The following is a 19,432-nucleotide window of genomic DNA, read 5'->3' on the forward strand; positions in this document are numbered from 1 at the left end:
CGCCCCATGAAAAATTCGGTTCAACGCGCGGCGCTGGTCGCGGCGCTCAGCGCCTCAGCTTTGCTGGCGGCATGCGGTGGCTCGCCCAGCGAGTCGGACGTTCGCACGGCAATTGAAAAACAGTCCGAACAGCAACTGCGGTTAATCGGCGGGAAAGGCTCTTTCGTTGACGAGCAAATCGCGGAACAGAAAAAAGCGGTCGAGTCTTCGAAGCTCATCGGGTGCAAATCCGACGGCGGCAAAGCCTTCTTGTGCGATTTGGAAATCAATGGCGGGAGCGCGCGCGTTCGCATGCTCAAAGGCTCTGACGGCTGGCTCGCGGCCAGCGCGGGCAACTGACCAGTCCGCGCTTTTTCAACCAGCAGCCGCACCCTGACTCACATAGCAAGGCGACACGACTCGACATCCACCATGGACCTCTCAATCTTCGCGGCCTCCGCCGCCCTCGCTGTATCCGCCGCCAGCCTGCCCGCGCCTGTCGCGGCGCAGGTTCCTTCCACGCAAGCCGACGCGCCAGTTTTCACAGCTGGCGAGGCATGGACGTTTCAATACAAGAACGACCTTGAGCCTTCGAAAAACTCGACCTACACGCAGACGGTCGCGCGAGTCGAAGACGGCCGTGCGATCGTGAACGGAGGCGCGACGATTCTGGACGCCAACAGCAACATCGTAAAGTTGGGGGCCGCGAGCTACGAGCCGAGCGACGGCAAACTGCGCTTTCCGCTGCGTGTCGGAGATTCGTGGAGTTCGTCATATGCTTATCGGTCAGGGAGCTGGAAGGCCGTCGGCGAACGGCACACCACAGTCGTCGGCGTTGAACGCATCGAGACCGCCGCCGGCGCTTTCGACGCTTTTCGCGTTGAGCAAGTTGTGTCTTGGAGCGCGACTGACATCCGGCAAAGAGATGGCCGAACGCGCGAGACAGATTGGTATGCGCCATCGGTTGGCCGCATTGTCAAATTGGATTTCTCCGATCAAGAAAGCAATTTTGCGCCGACCAGCACCCATGTCGAGCTGATCAAGTTCTCAAAGCCCCAATGACACTTTAAGCCCCCTTCGCCGGCGCCGCGCAGTTTGCGGGCGTCGGCGCTTTTTCAAGGAAGCTCTCACTATGCAAGCGCAAAAGTCTAAGATTGCAAGCGTCGAAACTCAGATGCAACGCGGCAAAAACATTGGAAGCGCGTTGTTCTTTTTCATTTTTGTTCTCGTGATGTCAATTCCACTGTTGGACATTCTGGCTGGCTTCGCGATCATTCTGTATATGCCTATGCTGATCTTCGCGCGAAGCGCCCAGCGTGCCGTCGATTTCGGATGGCTTCTGCTTGGCGCCGCGCTGTGCATGTTCGGCTTCTTCTTGCCCGGGATCTTCGAGGGGCCGACGTCATCAGGTTTTTTTCATGGCTGGCTGCTCGAGGTCATTTTGAACGCGGCAGTCGGCTGGTTCATCCTGGCCCGTCGCCTTGGCCATCTGTTTGCGACGCCAAACGGCGACGCCTGAGGATCTCGGCTATCCGTCTCCCTGCGGGCGAAATGTCCGCGTTAGGCCGCACTCGCGGCCTTTTTTGCGACAGTCGCTCAGCGCAATGCTCGCCATCGGAGCGCCAACCTCCGCCATAGTTTGAGTCCCCAACTCAACCGACTGCAACTATCGTCGCTGGCTACGCTGTCTCGGGCTGCTTCGTAGCCTTCCTTCAGCCGATCTTGCCAATACTGCTCTTCGGCGCGCTCGTCCTCCTCCTTCTCCTCATCGGTGCGGTCATCGGGAGGGATGCGCGAAGCGCGACTCGCGCCGCCCAAGCCTTGTCGTGAATGGCCAGCCGCGCGCGACGACTGTTCGCCTTCGCTGGTTGGAGTTTGGCGCAATGGCTCGCCTTTCGCCTCTTCCGCTTGTCCAATGTTGTTCATGATCCTCCTCAGGCATGGTTGATAAACGTGGTTGTTGCCGCCGCTGCGCGGCGGTGTTGTGCTGCGTTCAACGCGTCTCGGCAGCTAGCCTTTCGAGTTCTTGCATGTAGCTTGTGTCGGATGGCGGCGGCATCTCGACATCGCTCGACGCTTCCGCCTCGATGTTTGCGCCGCCAAGGGCGTCCCCTCCGCGCGCAACGGCCGCGTCGCCCTGCGGACCTGCCCGGGTGGGATCGACCATGGGAGGCCCGAGCGTCCAACGGGCGGGCACATGAGCTTCGCGGGCCTTCTTCGAAACGGCGAACGGGTAGAAAAGTTCGTGCGCGTCGCCGCCAGTGAACACGAGAAGCGTCACGCCCTTGCCGTTCGTTGTAGGCCCGAGCCGCGACGCCAGCTCGTTGGGCGAATAAAGCGGAACGGTTTCACGCGAAAAAGACAGGCCGCGCGATTCGCCGCTGGCGGACGTCGACGTGGAAACGTTCATGCGCTCATGCTCGCGGGAGCCAATCGTTTTGCAGATTTTTTCAGCCGTGTCGCCAGGCGCCATTTGGCCAACGATCAGCGTTCCGCACATCGACTTCAGCGCTCGAACCGTCTGCTCGCCATGAATTTGTTCAAGCTGCGCGAAATCTTGGCAAGCGACAATGCATCGAACGCCGCGAGAACGGCCGACTGAAAACAACTGCCGAATGGGGACCTTGCCCATTTCCGGCAGCTCGTCGGCCACGATCCAGATTTTTCGATCGGGATCGTCCGCCATTTCCACGCTGCTCACGATCGCCGAAATCAGGCCTATGATCGCCGCGACGTATTTCTGGGTTAAATCCTCGTATGCCCCATGCCCTTGCAAGATGATCTGACGGCGGCTTGACCGACCTTGAATCCAGCGCCGAAAACCAATGCGGCGCTCGCGGGGCGCATCGCCCCACGCGTCGGCAAGGTCGAGGATTGGGGAGCAAAAGGCCGAAAGATTGATCAACACGCCTTGGGTCGTGACCGATGCGCGCTCGACAACGCGCACGGCTTCGGGGTGGTGCGCGCGCATGATCGCCAACAAATCAGGCTGCGGCAGACCGACAAGGTCCGCGAGCTCTCGCCAGCCCCACTTGACGCCCTTCGTCTTGCGCAGGAAGAGCAACAGGCCACAGAGCAGTTGCCGCGCGGCGTTGGCCCACATTGGGTCTGCGCTGTCGGCGACGATGGCTGCCGCGAATCGCCTCATGAGCTGCGTGTTCTTCATGTCGGCGGCGATGTCCCACACGAGGCTTCTTGCGTCCCATGGCGCCAGAATGTCCGCGCCGCCGAGCTCGGCGGTGAACTCGCCCTTGGGATCAAAAACCAACATCTGCTCTTTTGCCGCCGAGACCGAGCGCAGCAACGGCTTTATGAAGGTCGTCTTGCCGGAGCCGACGCCGCCGACAATCAGGACGTGCCGAGTCCACATGTCGCCGGGGAATGGAATGCCAGGCCCAAGATCGTGGTCGGGCCGACGACGAACCTGTTTGGCAAAGCGTTTGCGCAGCGCGCGGCTCGCGTCCTCTCCTTCGAGCCTCTGCGGACCGCGCAACCGAATGAGCCCGTCTCTGGGCGTCAGGCGCGATCGCGCCGACAAGACGGCAGGAGCCGCTGCCGCAAGCACGGCAGTGGATGCGCGGGCAACGATCGCGGCCCTATCGGCAGAATCGAGATGCTCCCAGAAGCCTGCGTAGGTTGGCCAAGCCGAGCGAAAGAGCGAAGGGACGATCAGATGAACCGCGCTTTCGGCCAAAACAGCCGCATGGTCGGAAAGAGTCCCGATTGGCGCGCCCATCAGAGGCAACGGCCGCCACACCGCAGCAATGGTCGCAATGCCAGTTGCTACGCCAAAGATAGCGCTTGACGCCAACCATCCGCGCCAGTCGACACTCTTCGTTGAAGGGCTCCTTGCCGTGTTGCGCTCTTCCATGCTCCCCGCCTCAAAAGGACTTTCCAATCCGTAAGGCCGGCCACCGCATCGATTTTTCTGACCATCTGACGAGCGGAGCACTCATGACCGTTTGTCAGCAATGCCCACTTGTGCGTGTTTTGCAGGGAATTGGTCGGCCTATTGGTATGAAGAATAAGCGGCGGACAAAGATTTGCTCCGCGTCCGCTTTATCAACAACAAGAGCAGACAAACAATGGCAAAAAAACAAACGTTACAGGTGGCGCCGCAAGCACTGGGCAACGCAACTTCAACAGAAATCTACGCAGCGTATGCGGCATTGACAGACGACGATTGGAGGGAGCTGAACAAAACGGGACGATGGCTTCTTGGTGGCACCGAGTTCAGCGAAACCTTTGATTTGATTAACGAGGCGATCGAGCGCATGGCCAGCGGGCGCCGGGCGTGGCGACTGACCGTCGCGTTCCCAATCGCTCTTGCCATGTGCATGAAGAGCATCGCGAGCCACAGTCGCCATGACATGAAGGCAAGACGCGAGCGCTACTGCTCACTAGAGGATCTGGCGGAGGCCATAGGCGAATCCAACAGCGCTTCGCCTTCGCAAGAAGAAGCGCTCGCCGCAGCGGAGCGATTTCGAGAACGAGCGATAGCAGTCGACAAAGAGCGCGCATCGATGGCCGGCGACTTGGCTTGCAAGCTGGTATTCAACGGCATCATTCACGGATTGACTGCGCAAGAAATACGGCAACGGCATACGCTCAGTCATGCTGAATATAAGGCGGCCCGGCAGCGGGCCATGCGGCGAATTGAGCGCATTTTCGGCCCTACGCCGGGCTCGCGGCCAGAGCCCGCCCGCAGTCGGCCGAAGCCTGCGGCGCAAAGTCCCATGCATCTCGAGAACGAAATCACCAGGGCCAAACACGGTTGCCAGCGTCCTCGTCGCTCATGAACCTGCGCGTCGGGTCGAGGCCATCAAAAAACCCGCCACAAGCTGGCGGGTTTTTTTCGACTCACTCGCGCTCACCTCGGAGTTCGCGCAAGACCGTTTTGACGAGCTTTGCTTTTGCGATTTCATCGATGACGCCTGGCTTGTGGGCTTCGCCATCCGGGCGGGCAGACGACGGCGCGCGCGACAAATCTTCGGCGCAATACCATCGTGCGAGGTCATCAAGTTTCACCAGAGGCGTCGAGCCCACCTTCCGGTGTGGGATCGGAAATCGGCCGGTCTTCATCGCCGCGTAAATAGTCGGCGCGGCCAAACCAAGTATGCGAGACAGCACGCCCACCCGAACGAACGCAGAATCAATTTTGTATTTTTCAGCCAAGGCGCGCGAGGCGCGCTCCAACTCTTCCGCCGGGACGATCGCGCTTGGGGTTGCAGCGGCGGTCTGGTTATTTTGCTCTTCCATTTTGAATCTCCCGGGTCGTTGGTTGGTCGATGCTCCTATTGATATAGGCCCCAAAGAAGAGGTCCAAGCCCATTAAAGCCCCCACCATTCGCTACCGCTCGTCGGGAATATTGCCCCGGCGCGCTGCAAAACGACGATAAAGCGGCGAGAAACCACAGGCAATTTTTTTCGATATGTAAGAAATTACAAAATAAAATTCTCATTTTTACTACAAAATAGGCCACAAATACCAATTTTTCGGCAATCGGTCTTCTGATTCCGGTTTCATACCTATTGCCACCGGGGGAATGAGCTCACGCAGCCCCCTTGCGCAACGAGGCTCTTTGCGAGAGAGAGTGCGGGCGGTCGCAGCGCTGCATTTCCCGCTGATCGGCCGCCTTGCAGCGTGAAGGTTTTGGACGTGCCTTTTGGCAATCTCTCCGGCCTTTATAGATGCAGGACCTCAATCCAACCGCAAGGAGACCAGCATGGCAAGCATCAACGAACGCCCTCGCAAAAACGGGGCACCCTCCACTTGGCAATGCACCGTTCGCAGGCAAGGCGCGCCGACAATCGTCAGAACCTTCGAACAAAAAGCGCACGCCGAGCGCTTCGGTGTGAAGGTCGAAGCGCTGCTGCGCAAGCAGCTAGTGGCAGTTCTGCCGAAGCCGGCAAGGACCGCGCCCTCGTTCGAGAACGAGAGCCTCGCGAAAATCATCGGCGACTTTCTTTCTTCGCCGGAAGCCGCGCGGCGTCACAAGGGCAGCGGCCCCACCGTTCTCAGAAACGTCGGGGCCGCCACGATCGGAGACATCACGCGCCGATGGATCAAAGAATACATCCGCAGGTTGCGTGAAAAACGCTCCATGCGCGGACGGCCCTTCACCTATGAAACGATCGTGCATCATTTGGCCATCGTTCGCCAAGCGATCCGGGCTCGCGCGGATCAGCTCGATCTGCCCCATCCGTCATTCCCGTTCTCAGAACGCTCGCTGCCGCGCGGTTGGCAAAACAAGAGAGACAGGCGGCTCGAGAGCAAAGAGCAAGCCGCGTTGTATTCGCGGTTGCGCCAGTTGAAAACGGACGCCAGGCCGCACTATGTCGCGCTCGTGCGTCTCGCCCTCGAAACGGGAGCGCGGCTCCAAGAGCTGGTTTTGGCCGAATGGGACGAGTTCGACTTGGAGCGTCGCGTGTGGAATATCCCCGCCGCGCACACGAAGAGCAAGTGCGAGCGATTCGTGCCGCTCTCCCGCAGGGCTCTGCGGCAATTGAAAGTCCTCAACGCGCGTCGGTCGTCGAGTTCCAAGCGAGTCCTTTGGCTTCTCAGCCAGCCGCATACCGTTTCGACGATGTTTGCGCGTTTTGCCAAGGAGGCTGGAATCCGGAATCTTCGCTTCCATGATCTTCGACACGAAGCAATTTCGCGCATGGTCCTCCACAAGCGAAAGCTGTCCACATACGAAATCATGCGAATCGTCGGGCACGGCTCTCTCGCTATGCTGAACCGATACGCAAATCTGCGCGGCGAAGAGCTCGCGGACCGGATGGACTGACCGGATCGGTTGCAAGCCAAAAACACGGGGTCGAGAAGATCCCGTGTTTGTTAGCACTACTATTGAACTTGACCAGCAACGATGCTATCGATCACGAAGATCAATTCGGCTAAAAATCAAGCCAGAAGCGCGCGTGGCGGCGACTACTTGTTTTATCTGGGCACCCCCTCAACGCGAGAGCGAAGCGACTTCGCTGAATATGTCGCAGGCAACCGAGAGCTTGGCGCCCCGCCACCGTTTTGGATCGGCGAGGCCGCGCCGTTGTTGGGGCTGCGCGGCGAGGCGCTGGCGGAGCAAGTCGAGCGGCTGGCTCGCGGCATGCATCCCCTGACCGGCGAGCCGCTTGTGACGGGAGCGGGCGAATCGCACGTCATGGGGCTCGACATGACGTTCTCGGCCCCGAAAGATTTCTCCGCCGTGTTCGCCGCCGCCGACTCGCGCACGCAAACGGAACTTGTCGATTGCCTGCATGGCGCCGCTCGGGCGGCGCTTGGCTTTGCAGCCACGGCCGTTCTCACGCGCCACGAGCATGGCGGTCGCGTCAAGCGAGTCGCCGAGGCGACGCTTGCCGCCGCATACACTCATTTCGCCAGCAGGTCGCTCGATCCGCAAATCCATTTGCATGCATTCGTGCTGAACGTGGGGAAGCGACAGGGGGTAGATGAATGGAGCGCGTTGGAGTTCCGCCCGCAATTTGAGCGCAAGCTCGCGACCGGAGCGCTTTTCCGAGCCGAGTTGGCTTGGCGGCTTCGCGGCATGGGATTCCGCATCCGGCAAGACGGGCCTTATTTCCATATTGTCGGCATATCGGAGCAGCAGCGCGACGCCCTGTCGACGCGAAGCAAGGAAATTGATCGCTATCTGAAACAGCAGGGCGTCGCGGAGGCGTCGGACTCCGCCGCGCGAGAAATCGCAGCCTTGAACACTCGCTCCTCGAAGGCGGAGCCGCCATTGCCAGAGCTTTTGAAGAGATTCAAGGCGCAAACAGCCGCCCTTGGCTTGGACGCCACCGCCGTAATGCGCATGCGCGATCTTGCCGTGGCGAAAGCATTTCCAACTAGCCCCGAAGATATTCCCGCTCACGCATCCGAAGATCGGCCAACGCAAGCAGACTCCGACGCGGCCTTCACTGTGAACCACGCCGAGCTCCTCGACGAGCTCATGCTCTCCCAATCCTGCGCGACAGAGCAAGAAGCGCTCGCGGCGATCTGCGCTCGCGCCATGGGCCAAGCGTCAGCTGCCGACTGCTTGCGCGAGCTCGACCGCTTCATGGCTTGCGATCAAATCGTGCGATTGGGGGCCACTGAGCAAATGACTGAGGTGTTCACATCCAAGGAAAGGCAAGCATTGGAATCTGCCATTGACGCCCGCGTGCGCGACGGCTCGACCAGCCGCCAGCATTCGATTGATCGGCGCTTGGTGGAAAAGGAGTTCGACGCGCTTGAAGCGGAGCTGCGCGCAAAGCTCGGCGTTCCTGTTTCATTGGCTCAGCAACGCGACGCCGCGCTGTATCTGGCTTGCGAAAGCGGACGGCACGCGTTTATCGAGGGCTGGGCCGGCACGGGGAAAACAACCCTGCTGCGGGCGGCCACTCGCGCCTATGCCGCCGCCGGCTTCGAAGTCTTGGGTTGCTGCCAATCGGCGGCAGCTTCGCAAAACCTCGGGCGCGAGACCGGCGCGCGCTCGCGCACGATCGCCAGCTTTTTGCTTGCCCTGCGCTCGGGCCGCGTGAAATTCGGCGAGCGCTCCGTGGTGTTGCTCGACGAGGCCGGAATGGTCGGCTCTCGCGAGTTTTCGCTCCTGCAAGAGGCCGCTCTGAACGCGGGCGCGAAGCTTGTCTGCGTCGGCGATCCAAAACAATTGCAGCCGATTGAAGCCGGCGGCATATTTGCCTCGCTCATGCGCGCGCATGGGAAGGCTGAGCTTTCGGACATCCAGCGCCAACGGACGGACTTCGGCCCACTGATGGACTGGCTCGACTGTCGGGCTCGGGCAGGGCTCGGAATTTCGCGCGAAAAAGCCCAGGCCCTCCGCGAAGTTCCCGAGGAGGCTCGCATGGTGGCCGCAGAGAGTTTGTGCTCCAAAGACGAAAAACTCGCCCGCGCCTTCGCCAAATGGAAGTCAAGGTTCGATCACGAATGGCTGCGCGAAGCGGTCCGCTTGTTCGCCGAGGGAGAGGCCCGCGCCGCTTTGGATCTTCTGGATTCGAAGGGCCGCTTGCGCATTGCCGTGTCGCCCGAAGAGGCTTGGGCGCGGCTCGTCGGCGAGTGGCTGTCAGACAAAACGCCTCTTGTTCAAAAGGCCATGCTCGCCGGCACGCGCGCGGAAGTCGCCGAGTTGAACCGTCTTGCGCGCGAGCGGCTTGTCGCGTCAGGCGCCGTGCGCGACGATCTGGGCCTCGACGTCGAAATCAAGCAACGCGACGGGGCGACCGAAACGAAGCGCTTCGCGCCCGGCGATCGCCTGGTTTTCCTAAAGAATGACCGCGATATTGGCGTCGCCAACGGCTCGGCTGGAACGATCGCGTCCATCGAGCGCGGCGAAGACGGGCCGCAACTTCTGGTCGAATTGGATGGTCCCAATGAGCAAGACAAGAGACAAGTCCGCGCGCCGGTTGGGTTCGCCTGCTTTGACCTCGCCTATTGCTTGACCAACCACAAGGCGCAGGGGCGGACGTTTGACGCCACCTACGCGCTGGCCAATCCGAACATGACTGACCGCGAATGGACTTACGTCGCGGCAAGCCGTTCGCGCTTTTCGACCACATTGTTCGTCGCCGCCTCAGCTTTGGGGCTGACCGACCCCGAGTCGCATCGTTCGGGAGCCGACAAGGCCGCGTCGCGCGAGGCTGTGATCGAGGCGCTCGCGGGACGCATGTCCCGCAGTCGCGCGAAGGGCACAACCCTCGACTACGCTCAGGACCTAGGCATGGACCGGCCGCCAGTTGGCGGGCGCGAGCGAGCGCATGGCCCGAGGGCGTCGGCCGCGTCGCGCCCGGCAGCGGCCGAACGCGCGGCCCGCGCGCGCGGGACTTTGCCGCCAACTCCGCACCAAACGAGCCGCGAACCCCGCAAGGGCGCATCGATTCTTTCTGGCTCGGCGTCTCGGCCGCCCCGCGCTTCGTCGTCTGCGCAGCGGAGAGCCCCGCCGCCAATTGAATGTCCCGCCATCGCCCCGCGTCCGAACGCTTCGTCGGACGTGGCAGCAGTCGAGCGCGATCACGGCTGGGAACTCGACGGCCCCCAGCGTTGAATGGCCGCGAGGAAAAAAGCAGGGAATCGGACAGGGAGAATTGAATGGCGAACGACGAGCGCTCCGGGCGCGGCTGGGATCGGGGCAAAATGACATTGCGGCTGTCGAGCGAACGGTCTGCGGCGCTCCGAGAATTGGTCTCGGACGTGCCCGACGCCACGCCGACAGACGCCATAGACATCGCGATCGAGCTGGCCAAAAGCGCCCGACGGTCAGAGCTGAGCGCCGCGCCCGCGAACCAAGAGCCTTTGGCGGCGGGTCTCGCTGAATTTTTCGGCGCTCATTTTGACGATATGGCGTCTGCCCTCGCAGACCTTCGGCAAGAGGTGGCCGAGCTCCGAGCGATTCTCACAGCCGGCCAGGAGCAAGAAGACGAGCTGTCAGCAACGCCAACGGACGAGGGAGCGCCCCTGTCGCCATTCGAAGCGGCGGCGAGCCTCGCGACTTGGCTCGCAGCGGAGGCGGCCTCGCGCGGCTTGCCCATGCCTGATTCGGCAGTCATCAGGGCGCGAGTGATCGCGACAAAGCAATCAGACTCGGGGGCGATCGCATTGATCTTGGCTGCGGAGTTGGTCGCCGTCGACAAATCCAAGGCGGAGCCGAGCGCGGGACAGGCGTCCCGCGTGGCATTGAGCGCAACGCCTATTGCGGGCGGGACGTCGGCCTTGGAGTTTGAAAGCCGCGTGTGCCTGTGGTGCCAAAACACCGACGGGCAGTGGGATATCAAGATTCACCCGTTCGACCGCGACGGGAAAGTCGGCGGGTTGATCGCAACAGCCCGCGCATGACGGGCGCTGCCGAGGTTTTTTGGGCGCCGAAAGCGGCGTCCCGCAAATGCCCCGCGCAGCGGTGCGGCCGGTGTATAAGGAAAAAATTCAAAGCATCGGTCCCGCAGATCATCGATGCTGCGGAGACCAAGCCGACTCTTGCCCGCTCCTGTATTAAGACTCGTCGCCGTTTTCTTCAGGAGGCTCGTTATAACAATCAAGCAAATCGAGAACCCTCACAGATTCGACCGCGCCATGGCGCAATAACACACGCTGAATGTCATCAGAGAACTTGCGATTCCGTAGAAATTCGTAGATTTCGGGTCGTCGCTCGGCGTTGAGTGCATATTTTCGCTTCGAATTACTGGTCTTATAAATCAACAATCCCTGCATCAGCAAAATGTTAAGAACGTTGTCAACGCGGCCACGATACTTTTCATCCAAGCCTCGTCCCTTCGGGATGTCGCTCACCCACATGTAGCCTTTGGAATTTCCAGCCCACATGCGCTCCAAGTCGAGTTTCCGAAGCATAAGGAGGGCGACAACAACGTCGAGAGCCATAAGCGGCTCTCCATCTTCGTGTTGTTGGCATACTCGACGAATTGCCTCCCGCAACTCATCAAGGGATGCGATGTCTTCAACAATCACCGGAACGCGCGCCCCCAGTCGCAACCGGATGTGCTCGACGGTTTCTCTCTGCACCGGATTGATCAGCAAAACCGGCCCAAGCGACTGAAGCACCATGGAGCAGAAGTTGCGAGCGTTGAGTGAGAAGTTGGCAGCATACTCGTGCGGACGCAGCGGCCAACCACCATGCGCATCTAGGTCTTTCGCGCAGAGTTGGACGAGCGCTCTAGGGCCGCCATCGTATTGGCTGGCCGGATGGCCAATGTAGAGAGGTTGCATCGCGCTTTCCTTGCCTTCGCACGCGATCAGCGCGCCTTGGCCTTGGAGAGCGCGGACAGCAGGAGGCTGGCCGGGATAGGAATCTCAAGAAGTTTTTCGAGAGGCAACGACGCAACAGCCAAAAGAATGACGCGCCGAGTTTCCTCTGGATCAAAGCTTGGGAGTAGATCTTGGGACTGCGTCGCTTCAACGCCTTCCTCACGCTCCACGCGTGCCACCTGGAATCCAAAATCCAGGCGCAAAGCATGTTGGGTAAGCCAATCCTTCACTACGGAAGAGACCTTGGCCGATCGAAACTTATTCCATTGCCGCGCGGCAGCCTCGTCGGCGACACGAAGAGCCTGGAAAAAAGGATGTGGATGCCAAGATTCCGCTTCCAAGGTCTGCTCGGCGTCCGGAAACCGTTGGCCTTCCGCGCCTTGGAGGAACGCGCGAGCCCATTCCCGTTGCGCTTCCATCTCGATGGGACGGATTTCGACCCACTCGTCTGCCGGAGTCGGCGCAAGATCCAAGGCTACGCGAATCGCACCGCTGCGCCGATTCATAAAGCGTCGCCCGGCCGGAGCGGCAAGAACAAACGCCTCCCAGATGGACTTGCGCAGCGGATTGAAGGTTTCTATTGCAGGCGCGTCGGACGGCGAGGCGGCTGCCAGCAAGGAGACGGCGAGCGCACCTTTGTCCGTTGAGACGATAGACAACCGCCCTTCAAGCTTCGGATCCGCAAGCAACTCATGCAACGTGCGTTTTCCAAACGCTTTCCAGTTCTCTTCTGGCACAGCTTGGCGCAGTAGATTCCCGAGCGCGGCGGCGGTGACAGTGCGGTTGCCGGGATGCGCGTTCTTTTCTACGGTCTGGACAACGATGTCCAAGTATTCTTCGAATGTCATCTTTTCGGTCCCTAAAAAGCAGAAAACCCCTTAGAAACTACTAAGGGGCTGTATCTTGAGCTGCTTTGCAGGGGCAAGAATAACTAGGGCATAAGGCAATCATCTAAATCAAGCGTGGTAGTCGCCTGCAAGCGACTCGCGATTCAGAACCTAGCGTTCCAGACTATCAGGTCCCGTCACCCGGCGAACTTGATGTTCGCCTTTCCCCCATCGGCAAAACGCAGATGCAGCGGCAGCAGGTCTTCAGTGGGGTGGATCATCCATCGTTTGGGTTGTTTTGTCAAGCGCCGTGTCGATCGAGAATCAAACTCGAGCCCGATATCCTGCGACGTTATTTTTCCTGTGGGCTCTCAACCGTTGCGTCGCCAAGATCTTGCAGGCCATGCGCAAGTTGGCCACCTCTGACACAGCATGGCGTCGTCTCTACGTTTCGCGGCAACGCACAACTCTTCGTTTACCGATATTTGTAGACAAATCAAAGGGCTATGCTACCATCCAGTCCGGGCCAACAAGGCAGTTGGCCCGGACTGGATGGCGCGACCGGATGGAGATGGGCGCGTTCAAGGTTTTTGGCCATATGCCGAAAACCAATCAATAAAAGCGACCGGGGGTTTGCCTTGACGATAGCCGTTTGCTATCTCTCGCCAGAGGGAATAGTTCTGGGCGCTGACAGCACCGCTTCGACATTCGGTCCCGGTGGCGCGCATTTCTTTAACTTCAATCAAAAAGTATTCGAATTGGGTCAAGACAGCACGCTGGGCGTGCTAACCTGGGGACTGGCGTCTCTTGGAAGCTTGAGCTATCGAACGCTTCTTGCCCGCGTCTCCGACCGGTTGGCGGCGAACCCGCCCGGGTCCGTTGAAGACGCGGCCAATGCGCTGATTGATGTTTTTTGGCCTGAATACCAAGCGTTTGGACCCGTTCAGCGGGTCCAAACTTTGCACGCAAAAGCTCCGAATGGCACTGCGGAAGCAGGAGCCGCTGTTCGGACAGCGGAAGAGGAGTCCGAATACGAAGGGCTCAAATCGAGCTTCGTTGTCGGATTTTGCGTCGCCGGATATGCCCTCCCGAACAGAATCCCCGGGGCGGTGAGCGTTATGTTCGACCCAACGGGCGCGAGGCCGGTCGGCCAAGCGATGACTGGCGAAACTTCTCAATGGTGGGGGGTTCCAAACATCATCCAGCGGCTGATTTTTGGCGCGGACGGAAATTTGAAATCGGCGCTCCTTTCCTCCGGCAAGTGGAACGGGACGCCCCAAGAGCTCGATCAGATAGTGCAGACGCAATCGTTGTCGCATGCGTCCCTTCCGATTCGAGACGCGGTTGACTACGTCTACTCGTGTATCCATTGCACGATAAAGGCAATGAAATTTTCGAGCTTTTCGCAGGTTTGCGGCGGTCCCATCGAAATCGCGGTGATCACGACCGATAGAAAATTTCGATGGGTAAGACATAAGCCGTGGGACGCGGCTATCATCGATGGAGATTCTAATGACTGACATCAAGCAAAACGGCATTCGTCCGGAGCCCACGGCAACGGTCCAGCAAACCGCCGACCACATGCGCGTCGACTTCGCGCAGACCGGGGCCTATCGCCCGCAGGATTTGAGGCTTGTGCTTGGGGACATCAAGAGTTCCGTGATTGTCTCGGCCGTTGACCCTACGGCATCAATCGGCAAACAAGGCTGAGGACGCAGCGCTGGGCCCTGCCAGAAGCAGCCCCCACGTGGCAACCTTACGTGTTTTTACGCTTTGACTTGCTGAATTTGAGACAGCACAATCGCGACGGGCCAAGAATAACGGCCATGCGCGGAGCATGAAACTCGGAATCAAGCGAACAGCATGAGGAGAGTGAGCTCATGAATACGAAGACCCCCCCTTCCCCGGCGCGACCCGCTCTCGATGAAATGAAACTGGAAAACCCTCTCGGCCTCGTGTTCGAGACGCCTAAATCAGAAAAAAACTTGCCAAGCGCCACCATGTTTGGCGCCGGCGGCGAAATAGACCATGCCCGAGCTCGACGAACAGAAGAAACCGCAGCCCCACTTTCCGCGTGGAGCATTAGTCCCATCGCAATCGCCCAAATACTGGGTTAAAGAAAAAGATCGGTATCTTCGGCAACTGTTGATCGGGGACATCGAAGCGCTCACCGGGCGTCCGTTGGTAGTTTACTTCGCCCAGCTTGACCAACAGATCAACCATACCGACCCGGACGACCTGTCGGAGATTCTCTCCGGCGTGACCGGCGGCGATGTGGATTTGTTCATCCAGACGCCAGGCGGAAACGTCGACGCCACGGAAAAACTGATTGGGATCTTGCGCCAGCGACTGAAATCGTGGCGCGTGGTGGTCCCGAGCTGGGCCAAGTCCGCCGGGACCGTCATAGCACTCTCTGGCGAGAAGATCCTGCTCGGCGTCAATTCGGAACTCGGGCCGATCGACCCTCAGTTCCAAGGCCAGAACGGCCTTAACATTCCTTGCGAGATCCTGAGCGAAGACGAAAGCCAGCCTCACCATATTCGGCAAATCGCCGGCATGGCCGTCGCCCGCATGCGCCAGCTCGCCCTTTCGATTCTCCAAAAGGGCATGATGAAAACCAAGGGGTTGGCTGAGGTTCAGGACGTGCTGGCGAAGATTTCAAGCGCCGATGGCTATAAATCGCATGGCGCGGTGATCGACTATTCGGAGGCGTTGAGCTTGGGCCTGTCTGTCGAGTTTCTCGCGCCAGACGATGAGTTGTGGAAGAAGCTGTGGCTTCTTTACTGCATGTATGACCACGACACCAAGGCCAACTCAATCGGCCGGCTGGTGGAGGGCACCAAATTCAGCATCGCGCGCCCGAAATGAGAAACCGACCTGCGGATTAAGTGTGCTCAATTGCTCGGGCAATGATCGCCTCGGCAACGCCACTCGCCCGCAGCGTTTCTGCAACCCCCCTTAAGGCTTGCTGAATGGGATCATCTTGCAGCCTTGAAGCATCCTCTCTCAATCCCCGGCTGATATAGGCGCGAATCAAAGGCTGATAACCCGATACCCCAAGGAGCGGCGCAACATGCCTGAGTTCATCTAATACGTCCTCAGGCAGGCGCATCGTGATTGTCGTCATGGGGCGATCTTCGCGCAGCCTTTCTCGAATAGTTTCAATAGCCTTCTTCTTCATAAAACCTCCTGTCTTCGGCCGATACCGGCCATGCAGAGATCAACCTGATTGTATCGTCCTCTTCCACATAGACAACCGTTAGAAGGCGCCGTCTCGTTGAATAGCCGATCGCAGCTTCACGTTTCTCCCCATTGTCGCTAGCGTCCCGTCCCCTCAAGAATCGGTCAAAAAAAACCTCGGCAGCCTCCTCAAACTCAACGCCATGGTTCGCAATGTTTTCTTTGGCTTTCACCACATTCCAAATGTAACCTTGCTCCTCGAAGCGAAAGCGAAAATCCGGATCGATGTTCATAATGTATTTACGTTGTCAATACAAGTCAAGGGGGGTGAACGCTGCCCCACATGGCCGTCAGACGCGGAAACAAGCCCCTTGGGACGAACCGTGCGGCTGGGTGCGAACAAGGGGCATCGATGGCGCTGCTTCCATGAATAACGCCCTTTGATCAGCCTCGGGCGTGGGACGTCGCGTGAGCGGCCTGCCTTCATTCAGAATGCAAACCCATCCCCCACCGGCTGCGCAAAAGCCCCTATATGCCATAGGTCTTCTCCGCATCGTTAATAGATAGCGGCAAAGCGCTCATCTCCGTTTGCGCGAGGTTTGCCATGTGGCGCTTTCAACGTCTGCCCGCGCAATGCATCGTGAGCGATCCGCACCTTGCCACGCGACCGATCGTCGGCGATTTTGCCGCACGGATTGACAGGGGCAGGAACCAATGAGAGAGCTTGTGAGCTTCTCTCTCATTCGGAGCCTTTGTGCACATTTCACTCCCTGAACTCACCCTAATTATCGCTGGCTTCTTCATTGTTGGTCTGTGGGCTGGATGGCGGCTTGTCGCATTTGGCCGGCAAACTGACACCATCCAAAACATGCAGAATAGATCGGCCTCTCGCGCTAGCGCGTCAGGAGGTGCGCAATTTTCCAACAATCACGGCGCCTCGCGTGACTGAGAAACCTGCGTCTCCCAAATATGTTGAGCTCCCATCTTTTAGTTTTGCGTGATTGGGCTCAGATGCGCCAATTGCCAGAGGAATGATATTCACAACGTCATACCCCTCGGAGTCGAGGTCGTTATAAATACTCTCAACACTTTGGCAAAAATTGTCATAGTCTGCGAGCCTCTCGGTAGGAACCTGAACCTTCTTTTTCTTTTTATTCCAGAACCAACCCTCGGTGGTCTCGCCTTCGAATTTCCCACTAGCAGTATAAAAATACCGGGCTACGAATTTTTTCGCCATTTCAAATTTTCTCGTCGCATGGATTAATCCCTTTGGTCGCTACATTGGGCGACCTTGCCTAACCCTTCACTTTCGGGAGCGCTTGCCGAACCCACGCGGCTCGCCACTCCCGTTTCGCTAGTGGCGACTGTGATACTATCAGTGAGCCGTTTATTTTTCATACGATTTCTGGCTCACCATCGCCTAAGCGATTGATCTTGCTGACGAAATCTCGGGAGCGGGTTGTCCTCCCTGATTCGCCACCAGTTGCAAGAAAAAGCCGCTGATCCGCAAGGTTCAGCGGCTTTTTTGTTTTTGGTCTTCCAAATCGCAACTTCAAGGAGGTTTCTTGATGAAGTCCCGCACCGCCAGGCTCGCCGCGGCAGCCGCATCCATCGCCCTCATCGCCGCCGCATCCGCGCTGTCGGCCCAAGCTCAGGCCCCAGCCCAAACCCCGCCCGACAGCCAGTGGCGCGCCACCCCCACCACGCTCTCCACGCTCCTGCAAGACGGCTACAAAATCGTCGCCGTCGTCGACAGCGCACGCGGCAGCGCCGGGTCGGCCGACACGATTTTCGTCCAGCGCGACCAGAGCGCGTTCAAATGCATCGACCCGCAGCAACCGGATGCGAAGACGAGACCCCCCGTCACACCGCCCGCCTGCTTCGAACTGGTACCGCCGTCCGGCGTCGCCCCGGCCTCCGAGCCGAAATAGGATCGGTGCGCGCACCTGGCGTACATGCGCTAAACCCACCCGCGCACCCACCTCACCTGCGCCCCGCCTCCAGCCTGAAAAACGCGACCGCCTCATTAAGCTGTCGCCCCTGACCCTCCAGCGACTGCGAAGCCGCCGCCGCCTCTTCGACCAGTGCGGCATTCTGCTGCGTCACGGTATCCATCTGCGCGATCGCCTGATTCACCTGCTCGATGCCGCGACTCTGCTCGCCAGTGGCCGCCGCGATCTCACCCATGATGTCGGTCACGCGCGCCACCGCGTGCGTGACTTCCGCCATCGTGCTGCCCGCTTCCTGCGCGAACGACGAGCCGTCGCGAATCTTCTCCACCGACGCGTTGATCAGATCCTTGATCTCCTTCGCCGCCACCGACGAGCGTTGCGCCAGACTGCGCACCTCGCTCGCCACCACGGCAAAGCCACGCCCTTGCTCGCCCGCGCGCGCCGCCTCGACCGCCGCATTCAGCGCGAGGATATTGGTCTGAAACGCGATCCCTTCGATGATCCCGGTGATATCCGCGATCTTCGCCGAGCTCGCGCTGATGTCGCCCATCGTGCCCACCACGCGGCTCACCACCTCGTTGCCCTTCTGCGCGATGTCCGACGCGTTGGTCGACAACGCGCTTGCCTGCTGCGCACTATTGGCGTTATGACGCACGGTCGCCGTCAATTCTTCCATGCTCGACGCGGTCTGCTGCAACGACGACGCCTGCTGCTCCGTCCGCGACGACAGATCGACATTGCCCGCGGCGATCTGACTCGAGCCGGTTGCGATACTGTCCGCGGCAAAGCGCACCTGGCCGATCAGCGTAACGAGGCTCTGCTGCATTGCGCCCATCGACGCCAGCACGCTACCCTCCGGCGCCTGCCGCGCGCCGGCCACCGGGCTCAGATCGCCGTTGGCGACCCGCTGCGTAACCTCGCTCAATGCCGCCGGCTCGGCACCCAACGCTCGCGTCAGGCCCCGCGTGATCAGCACGCCGGCAATCGCCGCCGCGCCGGTCGCGAGCAGGCAGATCGCAATCAGCAGGTTGCGCTGGCGGGTATTGCGCGCGTCGGCTTCCTGCACGCTCCGTTCGGCCTGGCTGCGGGAGTACTCGACGTAGTCGTCGGTGACTTTGATGAGTGCGGCCAGCAACGGACGGCATTCGTCGTTGATCTTGGCTGCCGCCTCGTCGCGCTTGCCGTCCGTTGCGAGCGCAACGATCCCTTGCGCGACCGGCGTGTAAGCCGCCTCGATGCGGCTCATCTCGGCGACCAGTTCGCGAGATTTACCGGACGCGTCGGCGGCGTCATCGACCATCTGCCTGAGTTTGGTGAGGCGCGTTTGCACGTCCTGCTGGGCTTGCGCCTCGGCGGCCTTTTCAAGCGCGAAGTCTTGCGGCTTCGTCACGAGCGCCATATTGCGGGCCGCAATGGCGCGGCGATCGACCGCGGTGCGCACGCGTGACGCCAGTTCGGCACGCGCGCTGATCCCGGAGACGTAATCCGCGAACCGCTGGTCGGCATCGTTGAGAGAATTGACGGCCACGCCTGACACGAGCAGGACGCTTGCCGCCAGTACCCCGAAGGCCGTCGCAAGCCGGGCTTTGACGGTGAGCTGTTTGTTGTTCATTGGTTTGGTCTTGGATGGACGGTTTGGTATGCGAAAAGAGAGACCGTCCACTCGCCCCTTCCGTCTACGGATAACCACGGTCAGTGGTCCTCCGAACATGCAGGCGGCATTATCCACGCGAATCTCA

General features: G+C 59.8%; 20 protein-coding genes. 11 read left to right on the forward strand and 9 right to left on the reverse strand.

Going from position 1 to position 19,432, the window contains the following annotated elements; all coding sequences use genetic code 11:
* Window positions 1-6 precede the first annotated feature (6 nt).
* The 3 genes from B0G83_RS21130 to B0G83_RS21140 all read left to right on the forward strand — a co-directional run bounded on the left by B0G83_RS21130 (window position 7) and on the right by B0G83_RS21140 (window position 1,498).
* Window positions 7-339: a hypothetical protein gene (locus B0G83_RS21130; RefSeq protein ID WP_105509358.1), complete on the forward strand. Its 333-nt coding sequence runs from the start codon at window positions 7-9 to the stop codon at window positions 337-339.
* Window positions 340-411: 72 nt separating this feature from the next.
* Window positions 412-1,041: a hypothetical protein gene (locus B0G83_RS21135; protein WP_105509359.1), complete on the forward strand. Its 630-nt coding sequence runs from the start codon at window positions 412-414 to the stop codon at window positions 1,039-1,041.
* A gap of 70 nt (window positions 1,042-1,111) precedes the next feature.
* Complete coding sequence (locus B0G83_RS21140; protein ID WP_105509360.1) at window positions 1,112-1,498, forward strand: hypothetical protein; 387 nt, start codon at window positions 1,112-1,114, stop codon at window positions 1,496-1,498.
* Between the two features lie 77 nt (window positions 1,499-1,575).
* Here the strand turns inward: B0G83_RS21140 and B0G83_RS38230 are convergent, their stop codons facing one another.
* Both B0G83_RS38230 and B0G83_RS21145 read right to left on the reverse strand, forming a co-directional pair.
* Window positions 1,576-1,905, reverse strand: coding sequence for a hypothetical protein (locus tag B0G83_RS38230; RefSeq protein WP_146120271.1), 330 nt, complete (start codon window positions 1,903-1,905; stop codon window positions 1,576-1,578).
* 67 nt (window positions 1,906-1,972) lie between these two features.
* A complete protein-coding gene (locus B0G83_RS21145) occupies window positions 1,973-3,850 on the reverse strand; it encodes a type IV secretion system DNA-binding domain-containing protein (RefSeq protein WP_258168037.1) in 1,878 nt (625 codons plus the stop codon).
* A 214-nt stretch (window positions 3,851-4,064) separates the two neighbouring features.
* Here B0G83_RS21145 and B0G83_RS21150 point away from each other — a divergent pair, with 214 nt between their 5' ends.
* Window positions 4,065-4,778 (forward strand): hypothetical protein, encoded by a 714-nt coding sequence (locus B0G83_RS21150; RefSeq protein ID WP_105509362.1) that lies wholly within the window; start codon window positions 4,065-4,067, stop codon window positions 4,776-4,778.
* Window positions 4,779-4,839: 61 nt separating this feature from the next.
* Here B0G83_RS21150 and B0G83_RS21155 read toward each other — a convergent pair whose 3' ends face one another.
* On the reverse strand, window positions 4,840-5,238 hold the full coding sequence (locus B0G83_RS21155; protein ID WP_105509363.1) for an AlpA family transcriptional regulator: 399 nt from the start codon (window positions 5,236-5,238) through the stop codon (window positions 4,840-4,842).
* 467 nt (window positions 5,239-5,705) lie between these two features.
* On the opposite strand from B0G83_RS21155, the gene B0G83_RS21160 reads away from it, so the two are divergent.
* From B0G83_RS21160 to B0G83_RS21170, 3 genes are all read left to right on the forward strand, one after another.
* On the forward strand, window positions 5,706-6,770 hold the full coding sequence (locus tag B0G83_RS21160) for a site-specific integrase (protein ID WP_105509364.1): 1,065 nt from the start codon (window positions 5,706-5,708) through the stop codon (window positions 6,768-6,770).
* Between the two features lie 81 nt (window positions 6,771-6,851).
* Complete coding sequence (gene mobF / locus B0G83_RS21165; RefSeq protein ID WP_105509365.1) at window positions 6,852-10,022, forward strand: MobF family relaxase; 3,171 nt, start codon at window positions 6,852-6,854, stop codon at window positions 10,020-10,022.
* Between the two features lie 44 nt (window positions 10,023-10,066).
* Entirely contained in the window at window positions 10,067-10,810 is a 744-nt protein-coding gene (locus B0G83_RS21170) for a hypothetical protein (protein WP_105509366.1), read from the forward strand.
* 153 nt (window positions 10,811-10,963) lie between these two features.
* On the opposite strand, the gene B0G83_RS21175 is transcribed toward B0G83_RS21170, so the two are convergent.
* Together B0G83_RS21175 and B0G83_RS21180 are read right to left on the reverse strand one after the other, a co-directional pair.
* The gene (locus B0G83_RS21175; RefSeq protein WP_105509367.1) at window positions 10,964-11,695 is read right to left on the reverse strand and encodes a hypothetical protein; all 732 of its coding nucleotides are present in this window, start codon (window positions 11,693-11,695) and stop codon (window positions 10,964-10,966) included.
* 26 nt (window positions 11,696-11,721) lie between these two features.
* Window positions 11,722-12,582 carry a hypothetical protein gene (locus tag B0G83_RS21180; protein ID WP_105509368.1) on the reverse strand — a complete coding sequence of 287 codons (861 nt, stop codon included), beginning with the start codon at window positions 12,580-12,582 and terminating at the stop codon, window positions 11,722-11,724.
* Window positions 12,583-13,199: 617 nt separating this feature from the next.
* Between B0G83_RS21180 and B0G83_RS21185 the strand changes: the two genes are divergently transcribed.
* The 3 genes from B0G83_RS21185 (at window position 13,200) to B0G83_RS21195 (ending at window position 15,429) form a co-directional block, all read left to right on the forward strand.
* Window positions 13,200-14,081, forward strand: a complete 882-nt coding sequence (locus B0G83_RS21185) for a hypothetical protein (RefSeq protein ID WP_105509369.1) — start codon at window positions 13,200-13,202, stop codon at window positions 14,079-14,081.
* On the forward strand, window positions 14,074-14,271 hold the full coding sequence (locus tag B0G83_RS21190) for a hypothetical protein (protein ID WP_105509370.1): 198 nt from the start codon (window positions 14,074-14,076) through the stop codon (window positions 14,269-14,271). Before B0G83_RS21185 ends, B0G83_RS21190 begins: the two co-directional genes overlap by 8 nt.
* A 318-nt stretch (window positions 14,272-14,589) precedes the next feature.
* Entirely contained in the window at window positions 14,590-15,429 is an 840-nt protein-coding gene (locus B0G83_RS21195) for a hypothetical protein (protein ID WP_105509371.1), read from the forward strand.
* 16 nt (window positions 15,430-15,445) lie between these two features.
* Here the strand turns inward: B0G83_RS21195 and B0G83_RS21200 are convergent, their stop codons facing one another.
* From B0G83_RS21200 to B0G83_RS21210, 3 genes are all read right to left on the reverse strand, one after another.
* Window positions 15,446-15,742, reverse strand: a complete 297-nt coding sequence (locus B0G83_RS21200; RefSeq protein WP_105509372.1) for a hypothetical protein — start codon at window positions 15,740-15,742, stop codon at window positions 15,446-15,448.
* On the reverse strand, window positions 15,723-16,034 hold the full coding sequence (locus B0G83_RS21205; protein WP_105509373.1) for a BrnT family toxin: 312 nt from the start codon (window positions 16,032-16,034) through the stop codon (window positions 15,723-15,725). Before B0G83_RS21205 ends, B0G83_RS21200 begins: the two co-directional genes overlap by 20 nt.
* A gap of 608 nt (window positions 16,035-16,642) precedes the next feature.
* Window positions 16,643-16,978, reverse strand: a complete 336-nt coding sequence (locus B0G83_RS21210; RefSeq protein WP_105509374.1) for a hypothetical protein — start codon at window positions 16,976-16,978, stop codon at window positions 16,643-16,645.
* 331 nt (window positions 16,979-17,309) lie between these two features.
* On the opposite strand from B0G83_RS21210, the gene B0G83_RS21215 reads away from it, so the two are divergent.
* The gene (locus tag B0G83_RS21215) at window positions 17,310-17,672 is read left to right on the forward strand and encodes a hypothetical protein (protein ID WP_105509375.1); all 363 of its coding nucleotides are present in this window, start codon (window positions 17,310-17,312) and stop codon (window positions 17,670-17,672) included.
* Between the two features lie 52 nt (window positions 17,673-17,724).
* On the opposite strand, the gene B0G83_RS21220 is transcribed toward B0G83_RS21215, so the two are convergent.
* The gene (locus B0G83_RS21220) at window positions 17,725-19,305 is read right to left on the reverse strand and encodes a methyl-accepting chemotaxis protein (RefSeq protein WP_105509376.1); all 1,581 of its coding nucleotides are present in this window, start codon (window positions 19,303-19,305) and stop codon (window positions 17,725-17,727) included.
* Window positions 19,306-19,432: the final 127 nt, after the last annotated feature.

Source organism: Paraburkholderia sp. BL21I4N1 (assembly GCF_002973525.1).
In the GTDB taxonomy this organism is placed as follows: domain Bacteria; phylum Pseudomonadota; class Gammaproteobacteria; order Burkholderiales; family Burkholderiaceae; genus Paraburkholderia.